Raw genomic sequence first — 25,325 nt, 5'->3', positions numbered from 1 at the left:
AAGATTGTTTGGAAGGGGTGCTACCCGGAAAGTTTAAAAAGTTTAAGGGTTTTCATGTGTTATACCATTGAATTTTTCTCTGTAACATTGCTCCCCCAAACAAACCAACCTGCTATGAAAAAACTTTTCAGTATACGTTGTTCAGATAATTCCTTATCATTTGCGGCATTGATCTTACGTATTGGTGCAGGGTCCCTCATCATGGTCAATCATGGTCTGGACAAACTAATGCACTTTGCCCAGAAAGCCCCCCGCTTTGCCGATCCATTTGGCATAGGCACAACAACCTCACTGTCAATGGTTTTGTTTGCAGAGTTCTTCTGTGCTGTATTTATTATATTAGGACTATTCACCCGTCTTGCCTGCATTCCATTGATTGTTGCTATGTCGGTCGCCCTGTTTTACGCACATAGTGGAGATTTTTTTGGTAAAGGTGAATTAGCAGCCATTTACCTAACCTGCTTTATCACATTATTATTTACCGGTCCCGGAAAGGTGAGCCTGGACAGGTTTATTGGGAAGTAGTGATATTAGACTCTGTGCCAGTCTGCGCGCCATTTCATTACTTTCTTTTTGATATCATCGTTACTGAGTCCTTTTTCGGCAGCAGTTTGAGCGAGGGAAGGAAATTCTTCGTCTGAGGCAAAACGGAGTGCAATGATTTGGCTTAATGTCAGGCGGCTATCCAATGGCTTACCGGTTAGCATAAAATGGCGAAGGCTTTCCTCTGCTCTGATTGCCCTATCCTGTGCTTTAATTGCAAAGGCACGACTATGAATGTAAAGGCTTAATAATACTATTGATACCAAAACCAATAAAGATGCAGAGTAAAGATTTTCCCTGTTGCTGTAAATGACATTCCTTATGGATCCTATCAATAATGCTATGATTGCCAGCAGCGTCAGAATATGGTAAGTTAAAACATACCGACGATGGTTTTTATAATTTTGTTCAAGCATGACGAGATCGTTTATTGTTTGTAGTTTATAATTGAAGTTAGTTATTTATGAAGTAAGTGGTTCTTAATGAGACACCATACATTCACTTTAATTCATTAAGCACTTTATACATTTTCTGAACCAAAGAGGAAGATGGGCCATTGAAATTATTGACTAAAAATGAAAAAATGTAAGTTCTGCCATCTTTAGACTTGTGGTAACCTGTAAACCCTTTGACACCACTCATTGTTCCGCTCTTCATTCTCATATCGTTGTATTCAGGCAGGGAATTATAAAAGCCATTAAACCAGGGTTGCTTTTGAGCATACTGCAATACAATAACCTGAGCCTTTGAAGTAACCCTGTTCAATGGAGAAAGGCCAGAGCCATCAACGATATTCAGTTCTGTTACGGGAATACCCTTTTGCTGCCAGAATTTTTTCAGCAATTCAATACTTTCTGTTCTTGATGCCAATCCATTTTTCTGTAAGGAAATTGTCTTCAGTAAAGTTTCTGCATACAGGTTGATGCTTTTTTTATTCAACCAATAAATTAGACTATCTAGTGTAGGAGAAACATGCGTCCAAATTAAAACCTCATTTGACTTACCTGCATACTGGCTCAATTCCTTATTCATAAAAACTACGGCTGCGTTGTTTGCCTTGCCACTTTTCTTTAATTCTTCTTTTAAAGTTCCGGTAAACTGTTTTCCTGCTGAAGGGAAAGCCCCAGATATGACAAACCTGTTTTCACCAACCGGGATTGTGCCTCGTACCATTCCAGGTCCACTTTGGAGTGGAAAATAAATATATGCATTATCGCCACTACCTTTAGGCGCAGTGCTTACATATGACTCTAGATTGTATCCTATTAACTTAGGGTTGCTCTCTATGATCTGAACAGAATCTCCGACATTGGTACCAGACCTCAATACAAGGTCAAATTGATTTTCTCTCCAATTCAATGCTTCACTGCCAGCTCCATAATAGTTACCAATATCTTGAACAATCCAGCCATCCGGAATTGTTTCGATCTCCCAACCAGATACGTCCACTACAATTTCCTCTATATTCTGAATGGATTGCCTACCCACAGATTTCACAATCTGATCGACAATAACGCTTTCTTTTGTAAAAGGCCAACGCCAGCTGCCCAAAGCAGGATCGCCTGATGCCTTTATTTTAAGCTTACCTGAAGCCTTATTACCAGAAAATGAAATGTCTGTTATATATCTATAATCTTTACCCAGCAACTCATATGCAGTAGCACTGGTTATGATCTTTTGAGTGGAAGCAGGCATCAATCCTACAGATGCATTTTTTTCGAATATTACTTCTCCGGTTACTCCATCCAAAACATATAAGGAAGAAATGCCATTGCGTAACTGAAGATCACTTTCGAATTGCTGAAAGGATTTTGAAAGCCTGGCGGATACGGATTGGGCTTCAGCAATTACGAAAAAACAAAAGGTGACAAAAATTAGAAGGCCATTTTTCATACAAGAAGTAACATTGCATCGAAATTAGTAGTTCCATTCATTTTAAATTTTTAAAAGTGGTTCAGGCATCAATAATTACAATAGGTGACGAGTTGCTGATCGGACAAACCATTGACACCAACAGCGCCTTTATTGCACAAGAGTTAAATAAATTAGGAATTTGGGTAAAACGTCGTATTGCCATAGGAGATAAACGCGAAGACATTCTGGATGCGCTTGAAACCGAAAGTAAGGAATGCAACATTGTGATTATCACAGGTGGCCTTGGGCCCACTGCCGATGATATTACCAAACCTACTTTGTGCGAATTCTTTGACGCCAAAATAGTGGTGGACGAGGGCGCGCTAGAGAATGTGAAAAATATTTTTATTCGTATCAATCGCCCATTGATTGAACGCAATCTCAAGCAAGCTGAAGTACCTGATAAATGTACCGTACTGCCTAATCTGCGCGGAACCGCGCCCGGAATGTGGTTTGAAAAAGAGGGGGTAGTTTATGCGTCCCTGCCTGGTGTGCCCCATGAAATGGAAGGGTTAATGCTCAATAGCGTACTTCCAAAACTGAAAGAACACTTCCAAATGCCAGCAATCGTACATAAAACTTTATTTACAGCCGGAAAAGGAGAGTCTGAAATTGCTGAGCTGCTGATTGAATTTGAAAATAAGTTACCTGAATATATTAAACTGGCTTACCTACCTTCCTTTGGAATGGTAAAACTTAGGCTTACCGGAAAAAGTAATGACCAAATTCAATTAGAACAAGAAGTATCTGTTTTTGTCAATGAATTAAAATCAATTGTATCAGAATGGTTAGTGGCTGATGAAGACATTAGTTTACAGGAGGCCTTGCACCAACTGCTGAAGCAAATGAACAAAACCATAGCTACGGCTGAAAGTTGTACCGGTGGGTATATTGCACACCTTATTACCTCTGTTCCCGGATCTTCATCTGTATTCAACGGAGGGGTTGTTAGCTATGCAAATGAAGCAAAAGAAGCTATTCTGGGCGTACAGAAAGCCACGCTGGAGCAATTTGGAGCTGTGAGTGAACAGACGGTCATTGAAATGAGTAAAGGTGTATTACAAAAGATAAAAACCACATATGGTCTGGCAACCTCGGGCATTATGGGCCCTGATGGCGGCACACCTGAAAAACCTGTAGGAACAGTTTGGATTGCCGTGACTAATGGGGTTCAAACAAAAACGCAAAAGTTCCAGTTCCGTTTTGATCGCAAAAGGAATATACAACTGGCGGCAAATGCTGCCCTCAACATGATGCGTTTATTTATCCTTACCGGGAATTGATTGAAAAAGCGAGGTTAGAGCCATTCGTTATATTTATCAGCCATTAAACCAAATATGGATATAGGTTATGAAAATTTTAATATCATAACCTGAGCTTCAATTGAATGTGTAAGTTTGCAAATAGTTTTAGGAGCAAGCTGGTGATGTTTGTAAATACAAATTGTTAATCGTAAATCAAAAACTGTAATTTTTTTATGGCTATAGTTGACCTGGTAATGCCAAAAATGGGCGAAAGTATTATGGAAGCAACCATTTTGAAATGGCATAAAAAACCTGGTGATGCCGTTAAAATGGATGAAACCGTTTTGGAAATCGCTACTGATAAAGTGGATAGTGAAGTACCATCAACAGCAGAAGGTGTGATTGAAGAGGTGCTGTTCCAGGAAAACGATGTTGTTCCCATCGGGAATGTCATTGCACGCATCAAAACCGATGTTGCAAAGGAGGAAAATGGGAATGGAGGACAAGGAACAATACATCCCGGAAGAGCTGAAAAGGTGGAAACAATAGAAACAACAACTGAAGTCAGCTATCATTCACAGGATGAAAGTTCATTTACATCATCGCTAACAAATAATCATAAACCACAAACTGCAGGCAGGTTTTACTCTCCTCTTGTGTTAAATATAGCTGCCCAGGAAGGCATTAGCATGACAGAGTTGGAACACATTCCTGGTACAGGCAATGAAGGACGTGTCACCAAGAAAGACATTCTTCAATATGTTAATGATAAAAAAGAAGGAAAACTAAAGAGGCAACCGGAATCTACAATAACAAGACAAGATCAGCCAATGGTCATACCCATGAACAGAGTTGAGGCTGAAAACAATGCATTAGTTGCAACGACATCTCTTCCATCCGGCAATGTTGAAATCATTGAAATGGATCGTATGAGAAGGCTGATCGCTGACCATATGGTACGAAGCCTCGAAATCAGTGCACATGTGACCAGCTTTACGGAAGCAGATGTGACCAATCTTGTACTGTGGCGAGAAAAGGTGAAAAAGGATTTTGAAAAAAGAGAAGGAACAAAACTAACGTTCACCCCCCTACTGATTGAAGCCATCGTTCGCTGCATCAAAAAGTTCCCCTTAGTAAACAGTTCTGTAGATGGGAATCGTATCATTGTAAAGAAAGATATCAATATAGGTATGGCAACGGCCCTACCCTCAGGTAATTTAATTGTACCTGTCATTCGTAATGCAGGTCAGTTAAACCTTTCGGGTTTAGCCAAACAGGTTAATGCATTAGCAGATAATGCACGAAACAACAGGCTGAAACCAGAAGACATTGCTGAAGGAACTTTTACTTTTACCAATGTTGGCACATTTGGCAGCCTTATGGGAACACCTATCATCAATCAACCGCAAGTAGCCATTTTAGCGGCAGGTACCATTAAAAAACGGCCTGTAGTTGTAGAAACTCCAATGGGTGACAGCATAGCAATCCGCCACATGATGTATTTATCTATGAGTTATGACCATCGTATTATTGACGGCAGCTTAGGTGCCACTTTTTTAACTGCTGTTGCAAATGAACTGGAAAACTTTAATCCAAACAGGGAAGGTTAATAACCAATAATATCGGAAACCCTCACAGTGGCATCTGTGGTCAGGGAAACAAAAAGGCACCCAATCAATAATTGATTGGGTGCCTTTTTTCTGATAGTCTTTGAAAATTATGGCACATCAGTTGTCCTATTACTTATCAAGTTTCATTGTAATTAAGAAAAAAGTGATAAAAGATTGACAGAATTAAGATGTACAAGAATGGTCAATTTATATTAAATTAGGATATATTAAATCTTACGACTATGAAACAGTTATCAGAAACATGGTTTGCAGAAGGTTTCATCGACTTCGAGCTAAAAAAATATGTATTATTAGCTTACTTGCAAGAAATAATTAAATATTTTAACCAAAACAAATTATATCCTCAACTTGCTGATCTCATATTTCATTATAATAATCTTGTTGCTTTCCGGGAAAATAAGCGTTTTTTACAAGAACAGTTTCCCAAAAAAATGACAGGTCTGCAAATGGAAAAGCTGCAAATGTTGTACGAACAAATGATTGCAGATGATGAATTGATGCAGGAACTAGAAGACATTATCAATTATTCTACAGGAGAAATGAAAACCACAATTAGCAGTGGCACCGAGATCTATGAATTTGTAGAAGGCAAGATGTTTATTAGCCCCGTTGGCCTGATCCCATTGGATGTGCAGGAAGGTTATTTCTTTTTAAGCGCCGGCAAATCACGAAATACAAGGGTATATCAATACCGTCTGTCGTTTTTTGAAAAATATGAAGAAAAATACAGGAGCATCAAAACAGTTTACCTCCAGATGCAGCAGAGGAGCATGGTTTATACCTATGAAAATATAAAACGAGAATTGATCAAAACCAGGACTGAATTACCCAATCCAGCTGTCTATTGTATTGAAACTGAATTAAGTTTTCCTGTGGAAGAAACGCTCCTGCCCATAGCCAAACGCAGCCTCGTAAAGTATATTTCTGCTGCAGCCTAGTGAAAAATCAATGAGTAGGATTGTTTGACAGTTCCTGCATTGGCTTCATCAATCGCCAGGTATGGAGTACTACTGCCAAAGCAATCAATCCGAAGCCCAAATAGAACCAGTTGCTCAGGTATTTATTTTCATGGTAAAAGAAAAATGCCAGTATGATCCCATATACAGGTTCAAGCGTAAGAGTAAGGTTCATCGTAAAAGCAGAAACCTTTTTCAGAGAGCGTATATACAGGTAGAATGTTAAAATCGTGCATATCCAACTCAATATCAGGAGCCAAATCCAATCTGGAACGGTTGGATACATTTGCTGTGGAGCAACCAGGTAATTATTCAGAGGAAGTAAAAGCGTGAGCCCTATAAAGCCACCAGATAACTGATAAAGAGTTATCTCTTCTGGTGCATAATCATGTATTATTTTTTTATTGTATACAGAAACCAGAACAGTTAATAGAGCTGAAATTAAACCGATACCAATGCCAATGGAAAACTGCAGATGGGTATTATAAATAACAACGATACCAGCAATTGCAAATAATCCTAATAGAATTTCAAATGAATCGAAGCGCCTGCCAAGAACCAGAGGCTCGAGAATGGATGAAAGTAATGCAGCTGTTGAAAGACATGTAAGCGCAATCGTTACGTTCGCATACTTGATACTTGCATAAAAGCATACCCAATGCAAGGACAAGATAAAACCCAATAAACTGATCTTAAGAACAGAGGCTTTACTGATCCTGGAAATTTTCTTTCTGAAATAAAAAAGTATCCAAAGAGAAAGCACAGTGATCAGCAATCGATACCATACCAAAAGAACCGCATCTAAAGAAATAGCCCTTCCAAGCACCCCTGTAAACCCCCATAAAAAAACAGCACCATGTAGCTGAAGTAAAGCCTTTTTCATTATACTTCTGTAAAATTGGCTTTCCCGGTTTTTACCCGCTTACGGTAATTGGTAAATAGTCCATACCATCGTAATTTCAGGACGCCTAAAATTCCTTCTTTCACAATATTATGACTCATCTTCGATTCGCCATGTTTTCTGTCTTCAAACTGGATGGGAACTTCTTTGATTTTAAAGCCTAATTTCCAGGCAGCAAACTTCATTTCTATCTGGAAAGCATATCCTACAAAATGAATTTCATCCAGATTTATTGTTTCCAATACTTTTTTACTATAGCAAATGAAACCTGCAGTAGGATCCCATATAGGCATGAAAGTAATGATGCGGGTATATAAAGATGCGCCCTTAGATAAAAATATACGGTCAGCCGGCCAATTTCGAACACCCCCACCTTTTACATATCTTGAGCCAATAGCCACATCGGCGCCTCCAAATTTGCAAGCATCGTATAGACGCGGCAAGTCCTTTGGATTGTGTGAAAAATCAGCATCCATTTCGAAAATATAGGCATAGCCTTTATTTACAGCCCATTTGAATCCATGAATATAGGCAGTACCCAATCCCAGCTTTCCTCTTCTTTCCTCCAGGAAAACCTTATAGTCGTAGCGCGGTTGGAGTTGGCGCACAATTTCAGCCGTACCATCAGGAGAACCATCATCTATTACCAGGACATGAAAATCCTGCTTTAAGTCAAAAATGGCCTGTAAGATGGCTTCAATATTTTCTTTCTCGTTGTATGTTGGTATAATTACAAGTTTTTCCACCGGTAGTTCAGCTTAAGACTTTTTGAGCATTGAGCGTGTATAAATTTCCGTTAGCTTTTGTTTCGTATTCATAGGGAAGTCCCCTTTCATCATCCAGTCATAGTATTGAGGCTCCGATTTCAATACATCCGCTACAGGACGGCCCTTATGTTTGCCGAAGTTAAACACTTCGACACCTTTATCATCAAAGACAAACCGGCGGGCAAAGTCAATCAGATTATCTTCGCCAATTACTTTTAAAACAGAGTCAACGGTATTTCCCAGTTGCGGGTAGCGCTCCAACTGTGCATTCAAGATATCAGCAGTTGCTGCTGCATCATCTTCTGCACTATGGGCTTTATCTAATGTTTTATTACAATAAAACTTATAAGCAGCTGATAAAGTGCGTTGCTCCATTTGGTGAAATATCTTCTGTACATCTACCAATTTTCTACTCTTCATATCGAATTCAATACCAGCACGAATAAATTCTTCTACCAGCATTGGAATATCAAGACGAAAGGCATTATAGCAAGACAAATCACAATTGTCAAGGAATTGCTTGATTTCATGGGCAACTTGTTTGAAAGTTGGTGCATCTTTCACCATTTCATCAGTTATGCCATGAATATCAACACAAACCTTAGGAATAGGCATTTGCGGATTAAGAAGCTTGCGCTTTACAGAACGATTACCATCAGGCAAATATTTAATGATTGCAATTTCTACAATCCTGTCACTCGCCGGATTTGAACCGGTTGCTTCGATATCAATAAATGCAATAGGTTTGGTTAGTTGTAACATTACCAGAATTCTTAAAAGGCGTAAAGGTAAGGCATTGCTTTTCTGAAAGGCAATATTAGAAAATATTAAACTAGTGTTTGTGTGATTTTTTTGAGAAAGTTTCAAACACGTTCAATGTTTTAAGAATAAACTTTAAGTTATGGTTATATTTAAATTTTATCTATGGTTGAAGCTTAATGCAATTACCAGTTTTTCAAATGAAAGCAGTATGTACAGCAATTTGTAAGAATGATAAAATTTCGTGGTCAACCCTCGCATTTTTTTGATCCAATACCATTACCACTCATATAACATTGATTCTTTCGGCGGATTACGGCATCCAATGGTGAAAGGATCAGTTCCTGAAGCGGGTCTGCAGAGCTTAGAGGCCGCCATATATAAGTGTTTTTATATATTAAAATATTAGTTTTATCTGTATAAAAACCGTTTTGAATGTTAAAACCCTGTAAACCATGCACCCAAGCCTTTTAAAGCGGGGAGATTTGATATATCTTTGCTATATATCCAATCATTCTAAACCGACAAACAAAAATCTTTACAAATGAAAAGCAAAGTTGCTACGTTTATTCTCCTTATGATAACAGTTGTGAGTTTATCTTCATGTTTTACCTCCCGCAGCAAATATGGCTGCCCAGGTAATCCTACTTACTCTGCCAGATTCAAAGGCTAATTTACCTAACTAATATTGTAAATAATTAATTGCCAGGAAGTTAGACAGTTTCCTGCAAGGGCTATTTTCATTTTACCCTTAAATCTCTAATAAAATGCAGTGGATTCATATCAATAATGAAAATCAACTGGGAGACATCATTCAGAAGTCAAGTCAAAAGCCGCAGGTTATTTTTAAGCACAGTACCCGTTGCTCTGTTAGCTCTGTTGCCTTGAACAGGCTTCAGAAAGCTGGCTTTACCGAGCAAATTGACTTTTATTACCTGGATTTAATTGCGCACAGAAATATTTCCAATCAAATTGCTGAGATTTTTAAAATTCAGCATGAATCTCCACAGGTACTTTTAATTAAAGAAGGTAAGTGTATTTATGATGAAAGCCACTTAGGTATTTCAATGGACGAGATTGAAGAGCAAGCAGAGGCGGCCTAAACCTGCAACAGCCTCCTGGTCCGCCTGAGGAGCAGAAGGCAATGCGGCAAGGCCATGACTCTAAAAATATTTAAATACAAAGCCCCCACTTCAATATAAAGTGAGGGCTTTTTTATACAGTAGAAATTTACTTCTCTTCCAGGGCCTGCAGGATATCCTGTAGTATATCTTCCGGATGCTCAAGGCCTACAGAAATCCTGATCAAACCGGGGGTAATGCCTACAGCCTGCCGCTCTGCATCTGTCAACTTTGCGTGAGTTGTACTTGCAGGATGCGATGCTATGGTACGGGCATCTCCTAAATTGGCTGTTAAAGAAAGAAGTTTCAGGTTGTTTAGGAACTTTCTTCCACTTTCCAGCCCTCCTTTCAAATCAAAACAAACCAGCCCTCCTCCATTTTTCATTTGCTTTTGAGCAATCTTATACTGCGGGTGAGAAGGCAGGAAAGGATATTTAACCCAAGATAACTGAGGATGATTTTGCAATTTTTCTGCCAGATACAAAGCACTGGAGGCGTGACGCTGCATACGAACATCCAAGGTGTCAACAGCTTTACTCAGTACCCAGGCATTGAAAGGAGAAAGCGATGGGCCGGTGCTCCTGCAAAACAGGTAAATTTCATGAATCAGATCAGGTTTACCTACAACAATTCCCCCAAGCACTCTTCCCTGACCATCAATCCACTTTGTTGCGGAATGAACCACCAGGTCCGCTCCGAAATCGATGGGGCGTTGTCCTATAGGAGTTGCGAAACAATTATCTACATTGACAATGAGATTATGTTTCTTCCCAAGCTGCCCAATTAATTCAAGATCAATCACATCCAACGCAGGATTTGTTGGTGTTTCCAGGAATATCATTTTCGTATTTGGACGGATGGCTGCTTCCCATTCCTCTGGTTTTGCATTAGCGTCCACATAGGTATAATCAATTCCGTATTTGGGCAAAAACTTAGTGATGACAGTATGAGTACTTCCAAAAATTGACCTGCACACCAACAGGTGATCTCCCTGTTTCATCAAAGCCATGAAGGAAGCAAAGATGGCACTCATACCAGAAGCGGTAGCAAAGCCACTTTCTGCACCCTCTAAAATGCAGATTTTATCAATAAACTCCTGAACTGTAGGATTGCTGAAGCGCGTATAAATGTTCGCGTCAATTTCATCGGCAAAAGCCGCCCTCATGTGTTCGGCATCTTCATAAACAAACGAACTGGTTAGGAACATTGGTGAGGAATGTTCCATCTGTTCTGTCCGTTCTATTTGCGTGCGAATAGCTTTTGTAGTTGGATGCATAAGGATTTGTTTTCTTCATCTCTAATATAGGTCTATGACAACATAGGATGAGATGATTTATAAAAAATATTTCTAAAATCTTTACTGATGAGAAGCTTCCTGCCTAGTGATTCTCTTTTGGAATAAGGTCAGGATATAACCTTTACTTCCCAGCTTATTTCAGCCCCTGCTCTACGCATGGTTTCTGCTACGGAGCAGTATTTTTCAATAGATAGTGCACAGGCACGTTCGGCTTTCTGCTGGTCGATAGGCCCTTTTAGTTCAAAATTAATGTGAGCTTTCTTCCACAAGGATGGTTCAACATCTTGCTCCCGTTCACCACTTACCTTCATTTTGAAACTATCAATTGTCTGGCGTTGCTTTTTCAAAATATTCACAACATCGATGGCGCTGCAAGTGCCAAGCGCCATGAGCATCAACTGCATAGGGCGTGCTCCGGTGTTTTGCCCACCAATGTCTGAACTTGCATCTGTCAGCACTTTGTGACCTTGTTGGTCCAGGGCTTCGAACCCAAAATCACCTATTTTCCTTTCAATTTCTATTTCAATCATTAATTTTTTTTGCAAAAGTAACTTCCTAAGCTTTTACTTTACATTTTGAAATCGAGAATGGAGTCTTTTCACTACGCGCATCCCTTTGTTTTAGAAAGCGGAAATCAATTACCGGAAATCACCATTAGCTATCATACTTATGGTACATTAAATGCAGCAAAGGACAATGTTGTATGGATCTGTCATGCCTTTACAGCCAATTCAAATGCGTCCGACTGGTGGCCGCAAATGATTGGCCCCGGTTTACCACTTGACCCTGAAAGATATTTTATTATCTGTGCAAATATCCTTGGCTCCTGTTACGGAACCACAGGTCCTTTGAGCACCAATCCGCAAACGGGTAAGCCTTATTATAAGGATTTTCCATTTATCACCATCCGTGATATTGTGAACGCGCATATTCTGCTTAGGCAACACTTGGGTATCGAAAAGATACACCTGCTCATTGGTGGTAGCATTGGCGGGTACCAGGCATTGGAATGGTGTTTAATGGAAAAAGACGTTCCTCAGAATCTCTTCCTGCTCGCCACGTCATCAGCCGAAAGCGCATGGGGAATTGCTGTTCATACAGCTCAGCGGCTTGCCATTGAAGCTGATTGCACCTGGGAAAAAGACGGGCCAGAATCTGGATTAAAGGGCATGAAAGCAGCCAGAGCGGTTGCCTTACTTACATATCGCAATTATGAAATACTGGTTCAAAAGCAAAGTGATTCTGATATTAACAAGACTGACAATTTCAAAGCATCATCCTATATTACTTACCAGGGAGACAAACTGGTAAACAGATTCAACGCTTATAGTTATTTTACTATAACCAAGGCTATGGATAGTCATAACATTGCAAGGGGACGCACCAATAACGTTCAAGAGGCACTTCAACAAATAAAGCAAAACACATTGATCATAGGGATCAGCAGTGACATTCTTTGTCCCGTTCATGAACAAGAGTTCATGGCTGAAAATATTCAACATACCCAATACATTGAGATTAATTCCGCATACGGTCATGATGGTTTTCTTGTTGAAACACCTGTGATTTCGCAGCACCTGATCAAATGGTTGGAACGGTAAAGAATTGCCATTTTTTAAAAAGACAAGCAGGCGATTTATAAATAATGTTAAAAGCCCCGGAGTATTCATTACCGGGGCTTTTTATAGTTTTAATGTTTCATAAAAGATTCTAGAACAGAGCTTTGATTAGAATCCTTAAACTCCAGAAAATTACCATAGCTCCTACACAAATAAACATGGTTTTAACCGGCAATTTACCAGATAGCTTTGCTGCTAAAGGAGCACCCAGCATACCTCCTACTATCAAACCAGCAATTACCTGCCAGTGGCTTAGCCCGATGAGTGAGAAGAAAGTAAGGGCACTAGCCAATGTTACAAAAAACTCAGTAATACTTACTGATCCAATCACATAGCGGGGAGTTCGTCCCTTAGAAATCAGTGTGCTGGTCACCAATGGTCCCCATCCGCCACCGCCAAATGAGTCTAAAAATCCACCAGCACCAGCAAGCCAGCCTGCGTGCTTTACTTTTTTAGGCTTGGTTTTTTTACGGAATGCAGTGAACAAAATTCTTATACCTAATATAAATGTATAAGTAGCCAATATTGGCTTTATGTAGTCTGCATATTGATCGCCCAATTTTGAAAGCATAAATGCACCGATTACAGCGCCAATGATACCGGGGATCAATAAGACTTTGAATAGCTTTTTGTTGACATTGCCAAATTTATAGTGACTATAACCAGATACGCCGCTGGAAAACATTTCTGCCGTGTGGATGCTACCGCTAATAGCGGGCAATGCAACGCCCTGAGATAGTAAGATTGTGGTACATGTAACCCCATATCCCATACCCAAAGCACCATCTACCAACTGAGCCAGGAAACCTGCACCCACCAGCCATAAAAAGTTTGAGCCCAACTCAATCGTTTTAATTTCCTGCCAGAGTTCACTAAGAGGAACATAAGAAAGAATTCCATGGCCAATAATCATAAACAGGAAAGCAAAGAGCGACCAGGTAGCTACTTTCTTCCACCATTTTTCTCCATGCTCCACTCTAAGTTCTTTACCTGTAGCTAATACGTGGGTAATTTTATTTAATTTATTGACTTTAGCCGAGAAATCTCCATTCAACTTGTTGCGTATAGACTGCATATTATCCAGGACTGCATCAAGTTCGCCAGGTAATACCTCATCAAATGTTTCTTTGAGTCGTTTGGCAATGGTTGGAGATTTGCCATTGGTAGAAATTGCAATTTTCAGATTCCCCTTTTTTACAATTGAGCTCAAATAGAAATCACATAATTCAGGCTTGTCTGCAACATTGACCAGCTTTTCACGATCTTTAGCCAGGTTCCTGATCCGTTGGCTTTCGTCCTTATCATTGATAGCAATGATCACAAGGTCTGTCGCTTCCAGATCTGATTCTTCAAAAGCCCTTTCATGCAAATCAAGGTTATGATGGGTTCCTGCTAACTCCTTTATGGAATCACTAATGTCTATAGCCACTAATTTAATCTTTGTAGCAGGAGCATTAACAAGTACTGCATTTAGTTTTTCAAGACCAACATTTCCTCCCCCAACGATCAGAAGTTTTAAACTTTCCAATTTTAGAAAAACCGGGAATAAATGATTGCTTGTAGCAACATGCTTTTGTTCGGTATGAATGGTATGTGAGCCTTCTTGTTTCACTTGATAATATTTTAATTATTAAATTCTTTCTTTTTTTCTTAGATCTGGATTATGTAAAAAATTTATTCTTATAGTATGTATGTTCCTGTATTGTGCACCAGTACCTTGTTGTTGAAAGGTATACATATAGCCTGCCTGCAGGATACTATGTTTAGATAAATGATAATTTAAACCGCCAAATAACCTATTCTGATCAAATGTGTTGGTTTGAATTTTTTTACCAAAGTTCAGCATCACTTCGTCGTTCAATACAAGAGTAACTGTATTAGGCTCAAATGCTTTTTTACTTAAGGGTGTTGACAATGAAAAACTATATCGAATCCGGTAATTAAAATTGTACCCATTACCTAATTTATCAGGGCTCTCTAATTTGCGCAGAAAACGCTCTTCCAGCCGCAATCTATTGTGCAAGCGAAGCTTTGGATATCGATTAGTCCAGATAAGTTGTTGCCAAGGTCTGTGTTCCGGCAATGCAATTGTGCGTCCATCATTTCCTGCAAAATAATTCGCATATGCATATCCAAAAGTCAAATTGGTATTATCTGTTATAAAATACATAATACCTGGTCTAATAATAGTTACATTAAGCCCCTTCGTAAAGTTATCCCTTGTGCGGATGTTCGCATCAAACCATATCCCCCACCTTTCTGATATCCTTGTATTACTCACATATCCCAGCCAAATCTGTTCGAACTTAGACACCTGTTTTTGAGCAAAGCCAGGAAGCTTTATCGCTATAGCAATCAAGAAAAATAAAATAGTTGGCATTCGCTTCATATCCAGGCTATTCTCAAAAGTCTATTAAATAAATAGAATAATAGTTTAAAAATTTTTGTTGTAAGAGGTGCTTCTGTTTGAAGCACCTCTGGTCATTTATTATGCTAAAGCATACTTAGGAACGATATATTTTCGATAGGTAAAGTCGCCGAATGTCTCATCTTTAGCGCCTTCTGCCTTGAATGCTCCAAACAAGCTGTCTAGCTCTGAAAGAATTTCACTTTCTCCTAAGTTCTCTTTATAAATCTTATTCAAGCGCAAACCATACCTGTCCCCTCCCAAATGCATATTGTATTTTCCAAGGGATGTGCCAACAAATCCTATTTCAGAAGCATAAGAGCGGCCACAACCGTTTGGACAACCAGTCATACGGAGAATGATCTCATCTTTCTCCAGGCCATGTTTTTCTAACAATGGCTCAATTTTAGAAATCAATGAAGGCAAATAGCGCTGCGCTTCAGCCAAAGCAAGAGCACAGGTGTTCAGCGCAACGCATGCCATTGAGTTGATACGCAGAGCGGAGGCGGAATCGGTATGTTTTATAACACCGTAGCGCTCAAGGATTTCGTTGATCTGTTTTTTATCTCTTTCGGCCACATCACTAATAATCACATTTTGGTTACAGGTAAAGCGGATGTTAACTTTACCTGTTTGAGCAGCTTCTAATAGTGCTGATTTCATGGCAACCTTTTCATCGTCCAGCACACGTCCATTTTCAACAAATAATGTATAATGCCAGTTGCCATCACTACTTTTCGCCCAACCATAGATATCCTTTCTTTCATTGAAGGTAAAAGGCTTAGCATCTTCTAGTTTGAATCCGCACCTTTTTTCCAATTCTTCACGCCACCAGTCTAAGCCCAGGCGATCAACGGTATACTTTAAACGAGCCAGCTTGCGGTCACTACGGTCACCATAATCTCTTTGAATCGTCAGGATTTCATAAACAGCCTTTAAAACTTTCTCTTTAGATTTAGTAAAACCAATTACAGAAGCCAGGCGGGCATAATGAGAAGGGTTGCCGTGTGTAGTAGACAACCCACCACCAATCGCAATATTGAAGCCTTTCAACTTGCCTTTTTCAATAATTGCAATCAAGGCAATGTCATTGGTCAGTACATCAACATCATTATTAGGCGGAACAGCAATAGCGATTTTAAATTTCCGCGGCATATAACGGTTTTGGTACAGCGGATCTTCTTCCAGCTTTCTGTCGGTCATCTTTTTTTCATCCAGCCATATCTCGTAATATCCACGGGTTTTAGGTAACAAAAGATCACTGATCTCCTTTGCATAGGTATAAATTTCCTCGTGCAAAGGCGTTTGCGCCGGATTGGCTACCCCCAGCACATTTCGGTTAATATCACCGCAAGTTGCTAAAGTAGTCAGATCTGCTTCATTGAAGGCTTTTAATGTTGGTTTGATTCTGGACTTTAAAATACCATGTAACTGTATGGTTTGCCTTGTCGTGATCTTAATGACGCCGGTAGAATTTTCGCCAGCAATATGATGTAATGCTACCCACTGCTCTGGTTTCATAAAACCACCAGGCAGACGCAGGCGGATCATGAAAGAATAAAGGCGTTCCAGTTTTTTGGCTGCTCTTTCATCGCGACGGTCACGATCGTCCTGCATGTACATTCCATGGAAACGAACTACAGTATGGTCATCTTCATTAATGTTACCAGTGATTTCATTGGCCAGGCTTTCTTCAATGGTTCCACGCAGGCCATCACTATTCATTTTTATTCTCTCGGTCGATGACAGGTTTTTATTATCAGACATCAGGTTTTGTTTTGAGACTGTTTGTTTTTAATTAATACACATCCTTTACATATCTACCTTCTTCTTTCAGTTGCTCAATGAACTGAACGGCCTCTTCTATTGACTTGTTTCCATGATTTTCAATTATTTGAAGGATCGTATCTTCTACATCAATACTCATAGGTTCTTTAGCACCGCATACATAAATGGATGCGCCATTATTGAGCCAGTTATAAAATTCCTCACCATATTTCAACATTTTATGCTGCACATAGATCTTTTCTTTTTGATCCCTGGAGAATGCCACATCCAGTTTTGTCAGCACACCGGTTTGTAACCAGTTTTGCAATTCGGTTTGATATAGGAAGTCTGTAACGAAATGCTGGTCTCCAAAGAAAAGCCAGTTACGCCCACTAGAGCCAATGGCATCTCTATGCGCCAGGAAAGAGCGGAATGGAGCGATACCTGTACCAGGTCCGATCATGATAATATCCCGATCATCCTGTGGCAGGCGGAAAATATTGTTTTTATGAATGTAGAAATCTATTGTAGCACCCGGTTTTAAATGTGATAAGTAATCAGAACAGATACCGCACTGGATTTCTTCATTTACCAAAAAAAGATCTCTGGCAACAGTCAGGTGCACCTCCCCGCTTTGTGCGTCAGGAGAAGAAGAAATAGAATACAGGCGCGGTGCCAGGGGTTCCAGAATCTCTATCAGCAGCTCGATCTGTGAAGTATCTTTCAATGGGAAAAGGTCCAGTAATTCCATCAATGCCATCCTTTTTACAGGAATATCAGCACCAACCAAAGCTGCATATTTCTTTACCACACGCTCGGGTAAAAAGCCAATATTCAGCTTTCTCCTCAAAAGATCATGAACTGTAACTTCTTCGTTTCTAAAAAGTATGAGTTTATTTCTATCAGCCTTTGTCAAACCAATCACAGCTTCCACTACGCCGATTGGGTTTTCAGGGATTACCCCCAATGCATCACCAGGCAGATACTCAACATCATCTGCGGCGATCTCAATGTGACGGGTTTCTTTCTTAGAACCTCTGTCATTCAGGTTAATATTGCTCAGTAAGGCACCTGTGTAAATCTTTTTACCGGTTGGCTTTTTAACGCTTACAGGGGCAGCAACTGCCGGAGTTGTTGTTTGAGTAGCACTTAACGTTTCAAGAACATTAGAGAACCAGTTAGCCGCATCGGCTTCGTAATCTGTATCACATTTTTTCAAATCTACCAGGCGCTGGCCTCCTAATTTGTTCAATTGAATATCGACGTCCTCGCCAGCTTTGCAAAACAAGGGATAAGAAGTATCGCCCAGGGCCAATACACCAAACTTTAATTTATCAAGCTTTAAGCCGTTGGCGTGGATATGATCATAGAATTTCTTTGCAGAAGCAGGAGGCTCTCCTTCACCTTGTGTACTGATCACTGCCAGGAAGTATTCTTCTTTAGGAAGATCAGTCAGGCGATATTGATCTAAACTCACCAGTTTGGCATTGATGCCATTCCTCTTTGCTTTTGCAGCAAAGTCAGATGCTAACTTTTTAGAATTTCCTGTCTCTGTACCATAGGCTATCGTGATTTTATTAACTGCAGGTTTGGCCGCAACTGCAACGGACTGTTGCGGTACGCCATTCTGCGATGCTAACCCGGAAAGATAACCACTGATCCAAGCAATTTCCTCTTTTGTGGCACCAGTAATTAAATCTTCCAGCATTTTCAATTTTGGCGATGCTAACATGAACTTCTGATTATTGTGATTTAAAAGTTATAAATGAGCTCGTGTAATGTACCTCTATTCCAACCGGGTAATTACTATGCTCTCTCAGCTTTGTCTTTATAGGCGACTAACTTACCGGCAACAGGAGCAAAATATTCTTCTCCACTATTACTATTTTTCTGCCATCCGAACTGGTGATGGAGCGCTACCACTTTACCAATTATAATCAGGGAAGGTGACAAAAAAGATCTGCTACCAATTTTTTCCTTGTATTCATTCAAACTACAGGTAAAAACATTTTGTAGAGGGGTTGTGGCCTGTTCTACAACTGCCAACAGTTTATCTGCTGTGATTCCGTTTTCAATCAGTTTGTCAACTAATACACTTAGTGTATCCGCCGACATATAAAATACAAGAGTGTCATTCGTATTTGCCAGTTCTTTCCAATATGCATCTGTAACAATATCTGACTTGTAATAGGTAAGAAAACGCACTGCAGTTGAATAGTTACGGGCCGTTAAAGGTATGCCACTATAAGCAGCGGCACCTAAAGCAGCAGTTACCCCCGGAACTATCTCATAAGGAATCTGGTGTACTGATAGCACTTGCAACTCATCCAAAATATTAGAAAAGATGGAAACATCTCCCCCCTTCAGCCGTACTACTAATTTACCCTGAACAGCATATTGCACTAGCAAATCATTGATCGTGGACTGGGGAGTAGAAGCTCCGCGGCGGCATTGCTTTCCTACATATACTACTTCTGCCCCAGGTGAAACATATTGTTTCAAAATATCTTCACTTACCAGACGGTCAGTTAAAACCACCTCGGCCTTTTGCAGCCAGCGGGCGGCTTTTACAGTTAGCAACTCAGGATCACCGGGACCTGCCGCTACAAGAATCACTTTACCTGATTGTGCTATTTGAGGGATCATTTTTAAGATGGTTGGTTTAATTATGAAGCGGAATGTAATATTGAATTACATTCCGCTCGTTATCTTTTCAATCGATTATTCTGCTTTTATTATTGGAACAAACCTTCAATAGACAGGTATCTTTCACCCGTGTCATAATTGAAAGTCAACACTTTAGAACCTGCAGGAATTTCTGCGAGCTTTTTAGCAACAGCAGCCAAGGCAGCACCAGTGGAAATTCCAACAAGAATGCCTTCTTCTTTAGCGATGCGCTGAGCATATTCAAAAGCTTCATCTTTACTTACCTGAACTACTCCATCCAATGTTTTAGTATTGAGTATAGATGGAACAAAGCCCGCTCCCAAACCTTGCAGAGGGTGAGGCCCAGGATTTCCCCCGCTTAATACAGGAGACAATTCAGGTTCAACAGCTAATACTTTCAATGAAGGAAATTTCTCTTTTAACACTTCAGCTACACCAGTAATATGACCGCCTGTGCCTACCCCTGTAATAACGTAATCCAAACCTTCAGGGAAGTCGGCCAGGATTTCCTTTGCTGTAGTGCGACGGTGAATTTCTGTATTCGCTGCATTATCAAATTGTTGGGGCATCCAGGCATTGGGAGTAGCGGCAACCAACTCTCCTGCTTTTTCAATAGCGCCCTTCATACCTTTTTCACGAGGTGTCAAAACAAACTCAGCTCCATAGATAGACATCAGCCTTCTACGTTCAATGCTCATACTTTCAGGCATCACCAGAATCAACTTATAACCTTTTACAGCTGCTACTAAAGCCAAACCAATACCTGTATTTCCTGAAGTTGGTTCAATAATTACACTGTCTTTGTTTAAAATACCTTTTTGTTCAGCATCTTCAATCATAGCTAGAGCTATGCGATCTTTAATACTTGCGCCAGGGTTACTTCTTTCCAACTTGATCCAAACTTCATGTCCGTTACCAAATAACTTATTCAAGCGTACGTGAGGCGTATTTCCAATAGTGTCTAAAATGTTATTTGCTCTCATCTGGTTTGCTGTTTTTGTTTTGTAGTTTATTTGTTAATCTGTTTGTTGGTATCGTTTGAATGGTTAAGGATGACTTTTTTATACAGGCTTTTATATTAAATCACAAAATTCAATGGTTCAAGAAATGGTTCCTTATCCTTTACCCTTACCTCACTTTTATGATACACTACTGAATTGGCTGGTACGCTGTATGTAAGCCATACATTTCCACCAATAATGCTTCCTGCACCAATAATTGTTTTCCCACCCAGAATGGTTGCGCCGGAGTAAATCACTACATTATCTTCTATTGTAGGATGACGCTTGGTACTTGCGTTCTCTTTGGATACATTCAATGCGCCAAGGGTAACCCCCTGGTATATTTTCACATCGTCTCCTATGACTACAGTTTCACCAATCACTATTCCGGTACCATGGTCTATTGAAAAAGACTCCCCAATTTGTGCTGCCGGATGTATGTCAATACCTGTTTTACTATGGGCATATTCCGAAAAGAACCTGGGTAAAATAGATATTCCCTGCTTCCACATTTGATTGGCCAGCCTGTAAATCACGGTGGCAAAAAATCCAGGATAGGCAGCCAGGATCTCTTCAATACTCTGGGCGGCAGGGTCAGATTTCAAAATAGCCTCAGCATCTTTCAATAGACGTTCATAAATGCCTGGCAATGCATCAAAGAATATCTCAGTTTGTGCGCTCACTTCTTCACCCTTCTCCGATGCATCCTTTTTGATTACCTCTGATAATAGAGAGGCAAAAGTACTCTTCAGCCGGTTTAACTTGATTGTCAATGTATTCAGATCACAACCACATTCGGCCTGACCGACAAATAAAAATTCAAACAGGTTCTCTATAAAATCTTCAGCAGTCTGCTTATCCGGAAAGTATTTAAGCCTTTTGCAGTTGTTTTCAATCAACTGTTCTATAAATGATTGTTGCCCAACTTTCTGGTGCACCAGGTTAAGAAGTACATTGTTCTGAGCAGATATATTGTTTTTTGTATTGGAAGCAGAAAAATCGATGGTTGTATTTTTGCTCATTTATTTGTATTAAAAAGTGAAAGATGAAGATGGTACGTCCACATAAATGAAAGTTTTTAGCGCATCGAGCGCATACAACAACATCGTATTTGATAAGCTGACTGCATGTATTATACTCTACAAAAATAGTAGATTGGCTTGCAAAGATAGGGGTCAAATAGATAACCCACCATTCTTGTAGACTAAATATTTAGAGATTGCTATCTTTTTTGCTATAAAAGTCGTCCAGAGATGAAGATTAGGAGGATAAATGATGAAATGTTAAAATTTATGATGCCCAGGCATTGTATTATAATTTCGGAAAGGATCGGGATTATTCAACACAATTCTTTTCGTTTTACCATTTGCAAGAACACTCTGGAAGCTATTCTGGGTTAAACCATGTTGCAACGCTTTGTCATAAACAGATTTTAACCCTTTGGAAGTGTAAATGGCACAGAAAGGCTCAGCTAAGCCATGATTTTCATATACATAAAACTCATAATTCTCGTCAGCTTTGGCAACAGAGATCAAATTTTGGATCGTATCCGTATCCATATCAATTAGATCACACGCCAATAGCAGGATATCACTCTGAGGAAAGCTCTGGTGAACAGTTAACAGTCCGCGTAAAGGACCATTAATATCTACGTTATCTACCACCAAATGATCTGATGAAAATATTCTTCCATAATCCTCAACCTGCCTGTCATTAATAGAAATGACAACCGGAAGGCCAAGGGCAGGGATCTTATTTGCAACAATTTGAGCCCAGGTTTTACCATCCTGCTGAATTAATCCTTTATCGGTTCCCATCCGTTTACTTTCACCGCCACATAAAATAACGCCAAGAAGATTTTGCATAACAGAATTCCTTTCGTTAAAGTTAGGAGTAAGACCGCTTATTTTCTATCACTATGACCCAGACTTTTGTTTGGTGCTACTTCATCCCGAACCATTTGCTTTAGCTCCTTGATCTCCGGGAAACGGCCACTAGTCTTCCTGTCAAAGATGATTTTATCATTTACTGAAATTGTATACGAACCTGAAGTTTGACTTGGCCGTAGTAATACCCCCTTTATATCGCCGGTGAAACTTGTGAGCAACTCCTGCGCCATGTAGGCTGCACGCAACATCCAGCCACATTTAGGACAATATTCTATAATCACTACACCTTCCATTGAAGAGGAACCAGGGGTAATACTCATCATATATGGGAACTTTACTTTCGCTGTTTAAACGTCATAAATGTGCTTATTCACATCGCCAGTCACCTCGTGACAGTTGCAATTGCCTCCCCATTTTTTGGACCCATCAGAAAAGAACTCGCATTTCCAAATAGGGACTTCATGTTTGATTCGGTCAATAATATAGCGGTTTGCCTCATAAGCCTCACGGCGGTGCGGGGAGGCTGTAATCACCACAACAGCACTCTCCCCTACTGCTACTTTTCCTATGCGGTGCTGTGCGATGGCTATATTTAAAGGCCATTTCGCATTCGCAGCATCTAAAATTTGCCGGATCAACTTCGAAGCCATGGGAATATAAGCTTCATATTCAAGGTAGTCCACTTCCCTTCCCAGGTTATGATTTCGCACCTCTCCACTAAATAAAACCAGGGCACCAGCCTTAGGATGGTGTGCACTAGCCAATAAACCTACGATATCTAAAGGTTGTTCGGAAATGAACATGCAATAATTTGAAAATTTGAAAATAAACCTGTCAGTTTGCTTGACTCATGATCAATTGCCTGCGGCTTTTTCTTCTACCCTCCACTGCTGGGTGGCAGGATCACTATTGTATCCCCTTCATTCAGTTCATAATCCACATCAACGAAATCATCGTTAACTGCAAAACGACAACTTTCCAACAGGGCAGCCGATGAAGGCCTTAGCCGGATCAATTGCCGTTTTAAACCATCAATACTTTGTACATCCTTTTCTAGCTCGAAAGTTGGTTCAAAATATTCTTTTAATCCTGCAAACACCTGAACTTTCATGATCGATATGAAATTAAAAATTGAAATATACTTTTATCCACCTATCTGTAACATACTCAATTCACTACCTGTAAACCGAACTGCCTGCTTTTGCTTCAGCGCTTTTTGCAACTTCTGATGTAAGGTCGATGTATCATGGACATCAACTAAAGAAATTGGATGATTGCTGCTCAGGCAACCATAAATATTGCCTTCACTATCTAGTCTTAAACGGTTACAGTCATGACAAAAAGGATCGCTTTCATTAGCTATAATTCCAAAAATATGACCAGCATTTGTTTGCCAGTAATTGGAAGTTGCCGAAGCCATACGTTCTAGCTTGCTTACCTGATACTTTTGACATATTGTTTCAAGTATTTCATCTTCTGTAAGCAAATACTTTTTTCTTTGATGATACAAATGTCCCATAGCCATCACTTCCAGGAAACGGATCCTTATATTTTGCGCTCCTGCATACTCCAGCAAGGGCAAAATTTGCCTATCGTTGATGTCTTTCATGACTACAGTGTTGATCTTTATCTCAAGACCTGCATCAAGCGCCACTTTAATGCCATTCAATACTTTTTGTACACCGTTGCGGCGGCTCATCATAAAGAAAGAGGTTTCATCAAGAGCATCTAGTGAAACATTGATTGACTGCATGCCTGCCTTCTTGAGTCCTTCGGCCTGTCGCTCAAGTAGAAAACCATTTGTTGTCAGCCTTATTTTAGGAATCCCTATCTGCTTTACACCTGCAATAACCTCTCTCAAATATGGATACAATAATGGCTCTCCGCCGGTAAGGCGGACCGTTTCCAGTTGAAGCTCTCTATGTAATCGTTCAATAATGTTCAGCAAACTTTCCTGAGACAATGCTTTTATAGCAGCACCAGTATTTATTTCTTTCACCTCTTCATCCCCCATAGTGCAATACACACAGCCTAGATTACACTTGCTGAGTAGACTCACCCTAAGGGTTTTAAAACTTCGGCCATATTGATCTATCACCTCATTCATTAGCTAAAGAAAATCAATTTTACAGATGCTATAGCCAGCACAGATGCCAGCAAATATTGGATTGTCTTCTGTTGAAAATACCGGCTTCCCAAAAATGCACCCAAAGCTCCGCCAACCAGGGCGGCAAAAAGCCAAAGGTAAGAAGACGTGGTGGCGGTATACCCACTTAATTTCCCTCCTAATAAACCTGCTAGTGAATTGAATACAATAAACAAGGCTGATGCAGCGGCTGATTCCTTAGCATTGGCCCAGGCCAGCATAATTAAGACAGGACTTAAAAAAATTCCACCTCCGATATTGAGCATACCAGAAGCAAAGCCAACAAAAACACCAATCAACAAGGCTAAAGAAAGGTTTACCTTTTCTGCTTTCGGACGCTCTTGCGGAAGCAATCCAATTAACCGGATCACGGGAAAAATAAGTGCCAGTCCAAGAAATATATTATACCACCTTGTTTGGACAGCCCATTGTGATCCTATATAAGCAGCAGGAATTGAAGTAAGCAAAAACGGCCAGCACAAGCTCCACCGAAAGTACCCTGAACGGTAAAATTGGAGAAATGCCATACTGGCAATGATCACATTCATGACCAAAACCCAGGGCTTATATGCCGGCATGGCAATATTAAACAGGGAAAATACTGCGATATATCCACTGGCTCCACCATGCCCTACGGAAGCATACAAAAAACCAACTACCAACAAACATGTCAGCAATAAAACATCTAAAGCCATT

Annotated in this window: 26 protein-coding genes; 6 read left to right on the top strand and 20 right to left on the bottom strand. The window is 40.0% G+C overall.

The window, feature by feature from the left end:
- Positions 1 to 114 precede the first annotated feature (114 nt).
- Positions 115 to 525, top strand: a complete 411-nt coding sequence (locus OCK74_RS16885) for a DoxX family protein (RefSeq protein ID WP_279298237.1) — start codon at positions 115 to 117, stop codon at positions 523 to 525.
- Between the two features lie 5 nt (positions 526 to 530).
- Here OCK74_RS16885 and OCK74_RS16880 read toward each other — a convergent pair whose 3' ends face one another.
- Both OCK74_RS16880 and dacB read right to left on the bottom strand, forming a co-directional pair.
- The gene (locus OCK74_RS16880; RefSeq protein WP_279298236.1) at positions 531 to 959 is read right to left on the bottom strand and encodes a DUF6526 family protein; all 429 of its coding nucleotides are present in this window, start codon (positions 957 to 959) and stop codon (positions 531 to 533) included.
- 82 nt (positions 960 to 1,041) lie between these two features.
- Positions 1,042 to 2,436 (bottom strand): D-alanyl-D-alanine carboxypeptidase/D-alanyl-D-alanine endopeptidase, encoded by a 1,395-nt coding sequence (gene dacB / locus OCK74_RS16875; protein ID WP_279298235.1) that lies wholly within the window; start codon positions 2,434 to 2,436, stop codon positions 1,042 to 1,044.
- A gap of 56 nt (positions 2,437 to 2,492) precedes the next feature.
- On the opposite strand from dacB, the gene OCK74_RS16870 reads away from it, so the two are divergent.
- The 3 genes from OCK74_RS16870 to OCK74_RS16860 all read left to right on the top strand — a co-directional run bounded on the left by OCK74_RS16870 (position 2,493) and on the right by OCK74_RS16860 (position 6,270).
- Positions 2,493 to 3,740 (top strand): competence/damage-inducible protein A, encoded by a 1,248-nt coding sequence (locus OCK74_RS16870; RefSeq protein WP_279298234.1) that lies wholly within the window; start codon positions 2,493 to 2,495, stop codon positions 3,738 to 3,740.
- Between the two features lie 194 nt (positions 3,741 to 3,934).
- Positions 3,935 to 5,311 (top strand): dihydrolipoamide acetyltransferase family protein, encoded by a 1,377-nt coding sequence (locus tag OCK74_RS16865; protein WP_279298233.1) that lies wholly within the window; start codon positions 3,935 to 3,937, stop codon positions 5,309 to 5,311.
- Positions 5,312 to 5,553: 242 nt separating this feature from the next.
- On the top strand, positions 5,554 to 6,270 hold the full coding sequence (locus OCK74_RS16860; protein WP_279298232.1) for a hypothetical protein: 717 nt from the start codon (positions 5,554 to 5,556) through the stop codon (positions 6,268 to 6,270).
- A gap of 7 nt (positions 6,271 to 6,277) precedes the next feature.
- Here OCK74_RS16860 and OCK74_RS16855 read toward each other — a convergent pair whose 3' ends face one another.
- Genes OCK74_RS16855 through OCK74_RS16845 form a run of 3 tightly spaced genes read right to left on the bottom strand, consistent with a single transcriptional unit; the run spans position 6,278 to position 8,718 of the window.
- Positions 6,278 to 7,171 carry a DMT family transporter gene (locus OCK74_RS16855; protein WP_279298231.1) on the bottom strand — a complete coding sequence of 298 codons (894 nt, stop codon included), beginning with the start codon at positions 7,169 to 7,171 and terminating at the stop codon, positions 6,278 to 6,280.
- The gene (locus tag OCK74_RS16850; RefSeq protein ID WP_279298230.1) at positions 7,171 to 7,935 is read right to left on the bottom strand and encodes a polyprenol monophosphomannose synthase; all 765 of its coding nucleotides are present in this window, start codon (positions 7,933 to 7,935) and stop codon (positions 7,171 to 7,173) included. The genes OCK74_RS16855 and OCK74_RS16850 overlap by 1 nt, the downstream gene beginning before the upstream one ends.
- Before the next feature lie 12 nt (positions 7,936 to 7,947).
- The gene (locus OCK74_RS16845; RefSeq protein WP_279298229.1) at positions 7,948 to 8,718 is read right to left on the bottom strand and encodes an exonuclease domain-containing protein; all 771 of its coding nucleotides are present in this window, start codon (positions 8,716 to 8,718) and stop codon (positions 7,948 to 7,950) included.
- Positions 8,719 to 9,482: 764 nt separating this feature from the next.
- Between OCK74_RS16845 and ytxJ the strand changes: the two genes are divergently transcribed.
- Positions 9,483 to 9,818: a bacillithiol system redox-active protein YtxJ gene (gene ytxJ / locus OCK74_RS16840; RefSeq protein WP_279298228.1), complete on the top strand. Its 336-nt coding sequence runs from the start codon at positions 9,483 to 9,485 to the stop codon at positions 9,816 to 9,818.
- 127 nt (positions 9,819 to 9,945) lie between these two features.
- On the opposite strand, the gene OCK74_RS16835 is transcribed toward ytxJ, so the two are convergent.
- Both OCK74_RS16835 and OCK74_RS16830 read right to left on the bottom strand, forming a co-directional pair.
- Positions 9,946 to 11,112, bottom strand: a complete 1,167-nt coding sequence (locus tag OCK74_RS16835; RefSeq protein ID WP_279298227.1) for a trans-sulfuration enzyme family protein — start codon at positions 11,110 to 11,112, stop codon at positions 9,946 to 9,948.
- A gap of 128 nt (positions 11,113 to 11,240) precedes the next feature.
- Positions 11,241 to 11,663 (bottom strand): OsmC family protein, encoded by a 423-nt coding sequence (locus OCK74_RS16830; RefSeq protein WP_279298226.1) that lies wholly within the window; start codon positions 11,661 to 11,663, stop codon positions 11,241 to 11,243.
- Between the two features lie 57 nt (positions 11,664 to 11,720).
- On the opposite strand from OCK74_RS16830, the gene metX reads away from it, so the two are divergent.
- Positions 11,721 to 12,734: a homoserine O-acetyltransferase MetX gene (gene metX / locus OCK74_RS16825; RefSeq protein ID WP_279298225.1), complete on the top strand. Its 1,014-nt coding sequence runs from the start codon at positions 11,721 to 11,723 to the stop codon at positions 12,732 to 12,734.
- Between the two features lie 109 nt (positions 12,735 to 12,843).
- Here metX and OCK74_RS16820 read toward each other — a convergent pair whose 3' ends face one another.
- The 13 genes from OCK74_RS16820 to OCK74_RS16760 all read right to left on the bottom strand — a co-directional run bounded on the left by OCK74_RS16820 (position 12,844) and on the right by OCK74_RS16760 (position 25,324).
- Positions 12,844 to 14,364 (bottom strand): TSUP family transporter, encoded by a 1,521-nt coding sequence (locus OCK74_RS16820; protein WP_279298224.1) that lies wholly within the window; start codon positions 14,362 to 14,364, stop codon positions 12,844 to 12,846.
- An 18-nt stretch (positions 14,365 to 14,382) separates the two neighbouring features.
- Positions 14,383 to 15,141 carry a DUF2490 domain-containing protein gene (locus OCK74_RS16815; protein WP_279298223.1) on the bottom strand — a complete coding sequence of 253 codons (759 nt, stop codon included), beginning with the start codon at positions 15,139 to 15,141 and terminating at the stop codon, positions 14,383 to 14,385.
- 99 nt (positions 15,142 to 15,240) lie between these two features.
- Positions 15,241 to 16,929 carry an NADPH-dependent assimilatory sulfite reductase hemoprotein subunit gene (locus OCK74_RS16810; protein WP_279298314.1) on the bottom strand — a complete coding sequence of 563 codons (1,689 nt, stop codon included), beginning with the start codon at positions 16,927 to 16,929 and terminating at the stop codon, positions 15,241 to 15,243.
- Between the two features lie 28 nt (positions 16,930 to 16,957).
- Positions 16,958 to 18,658, bottom strand: coding sequence for a diflavin oxidoreductase (locus OCK74_RS16805; protein ID WP_279298222.1), 1,701 nt, complete (start codon positions 18,656 to 18,658; stop codon positions 16,958 to 16,960).
- A 74-nt stretch (positions 18,659 to 18,732) separates the two neighbouring features.
- The gene (gene cobA / locus OCK74_RS16800) at positions 18,733 to 19,572 is read right to left on the bottom strand and encodes a uroporphyrinogen-III C-methyltransferase (RefSeq protein WP_279298221.1); all 840 of its coding nucleotides are present in this window, start codon (positions 19,570 to 19,572) and stop codon (positions 18,733 to 18,735) included.
- An 89-nt stretch (positions 19,573 to 19,661) separates the two neighbouring features.
- A complete protein-coding gene (gene cysK, locus OCK74_RS16795; protein WP_279298220.1) occupies positions 19,662 to 20,576 on the bottom strand; it encodes a cysteine synthase A in 915 nt (304 codons plus the stop codon).
- A 95-nt stretch (positions 20,577 to 20,671) separates the two neighbouring features.
- A complete protein-coding gene (locus OCK74_RS16790; RefSeq protein WP_279298219.1) occupies positions 20,672 to 21,616 on the bottom strand; it encodes a serine O-acetyltransferase in 945 nt (314 codons plus the stop codon).
- Between the two features lie 261 nt (positions 21,617 to 21,877).
- Positions 21,878 to 22,459: a molybdenum cofactor guanylyltransferase gene (mobA, locus tag OCK74_RS16785; protein WP_279298218.1), complete on the bottom strand. Its 582-nt coding sequence runs from the start codon at positions 22,457 to 22,459 to the stop codon at positions 21,878 to 21,880.
- Between the two features lie 38 nt (positions 22,460 to 22,497).
- The gene (locus OCK74_RS16780) at positions 22,498 to 22,806 is read right to left on the bottom strand and encodes an Rdx family protein (RefSeq protein WP_279298217.1); all 309 of its coding nucleotides are present in this window, start codon (positions 22,804 to 22,806) and stop codon (positions 22,498 to 22,500) included.
- A 24-nt stretch (positions 22,807 to 22,830) separates the two neighbouring features.
- Positions 22,831 to 23,286, bottom strand: a complete 456-nt coding sequence (locus tag OCK74_RS16775; RefSeq protein WP_279298216.1) for a molybdenum cofactor biosynthesis protein MoaE — start codon at positions 23,284 to 23,286, stop codon at positions 22,831 to 22,833.
- A 74-nt stretch (positions 23,287 to 23,360) separates the two neighbouring features.
- Positions 23,361 to 23,594: a MoaD/ThiS family protein gene (locus OCK74_RS16770; RefSeq protein WP_279298215.1), complete on the bottom strand. Its 234-nt coding sequence runs from the start codon at positions 23,592 to 23,594 to the stop codon at positions 23,361 to 23,363.
- A 33-nt stretch (positions 23,595 to 23,627) separates the two neighbouring features.
- The gene (locus OCK74_RS16765; protein WP_279298214.1) at positions 23,628 to 24,542 is read right to left on the bottom strand and encodes a GTP 3',8-cyclase MoaA; all 915 of its coding nucleotides are present in this window, start codon (positions 24,540 to 24,542) and stop codon (positions 23,628 to 23,630) included.
- A 47-nt stretch (positions 24,543 to 24,589) separates the two neighbouring features.
- On the bottom strand, positions 24,590 to 25,324 hold the full coding sequence (locus OCK74_RS16760) for a sulfite exporter TauE/SafE family protein (RefSeq protein WP_279298213.1): 735 nt from the start codon (positions 25,322 to 25,324) through the stop codon (positions 24,590 to 24,592).
- Between the last annotated feature and the right edge of the window lies 1 nt (position 25,325).

The sequence above is a fragment of the Paraflavisolibacter caeni genome, from assembly GCF_025628885.1.
Lineage (GTDB): Bacteria > Bacteroidota > Bacteroidia > Chitinophagales > Chitinophagaceae > Flavisolibacter > Flavisolibacter caeni.
This window is presented reverse-complemented; position numbering and strand designations above follow the sequence as displayed.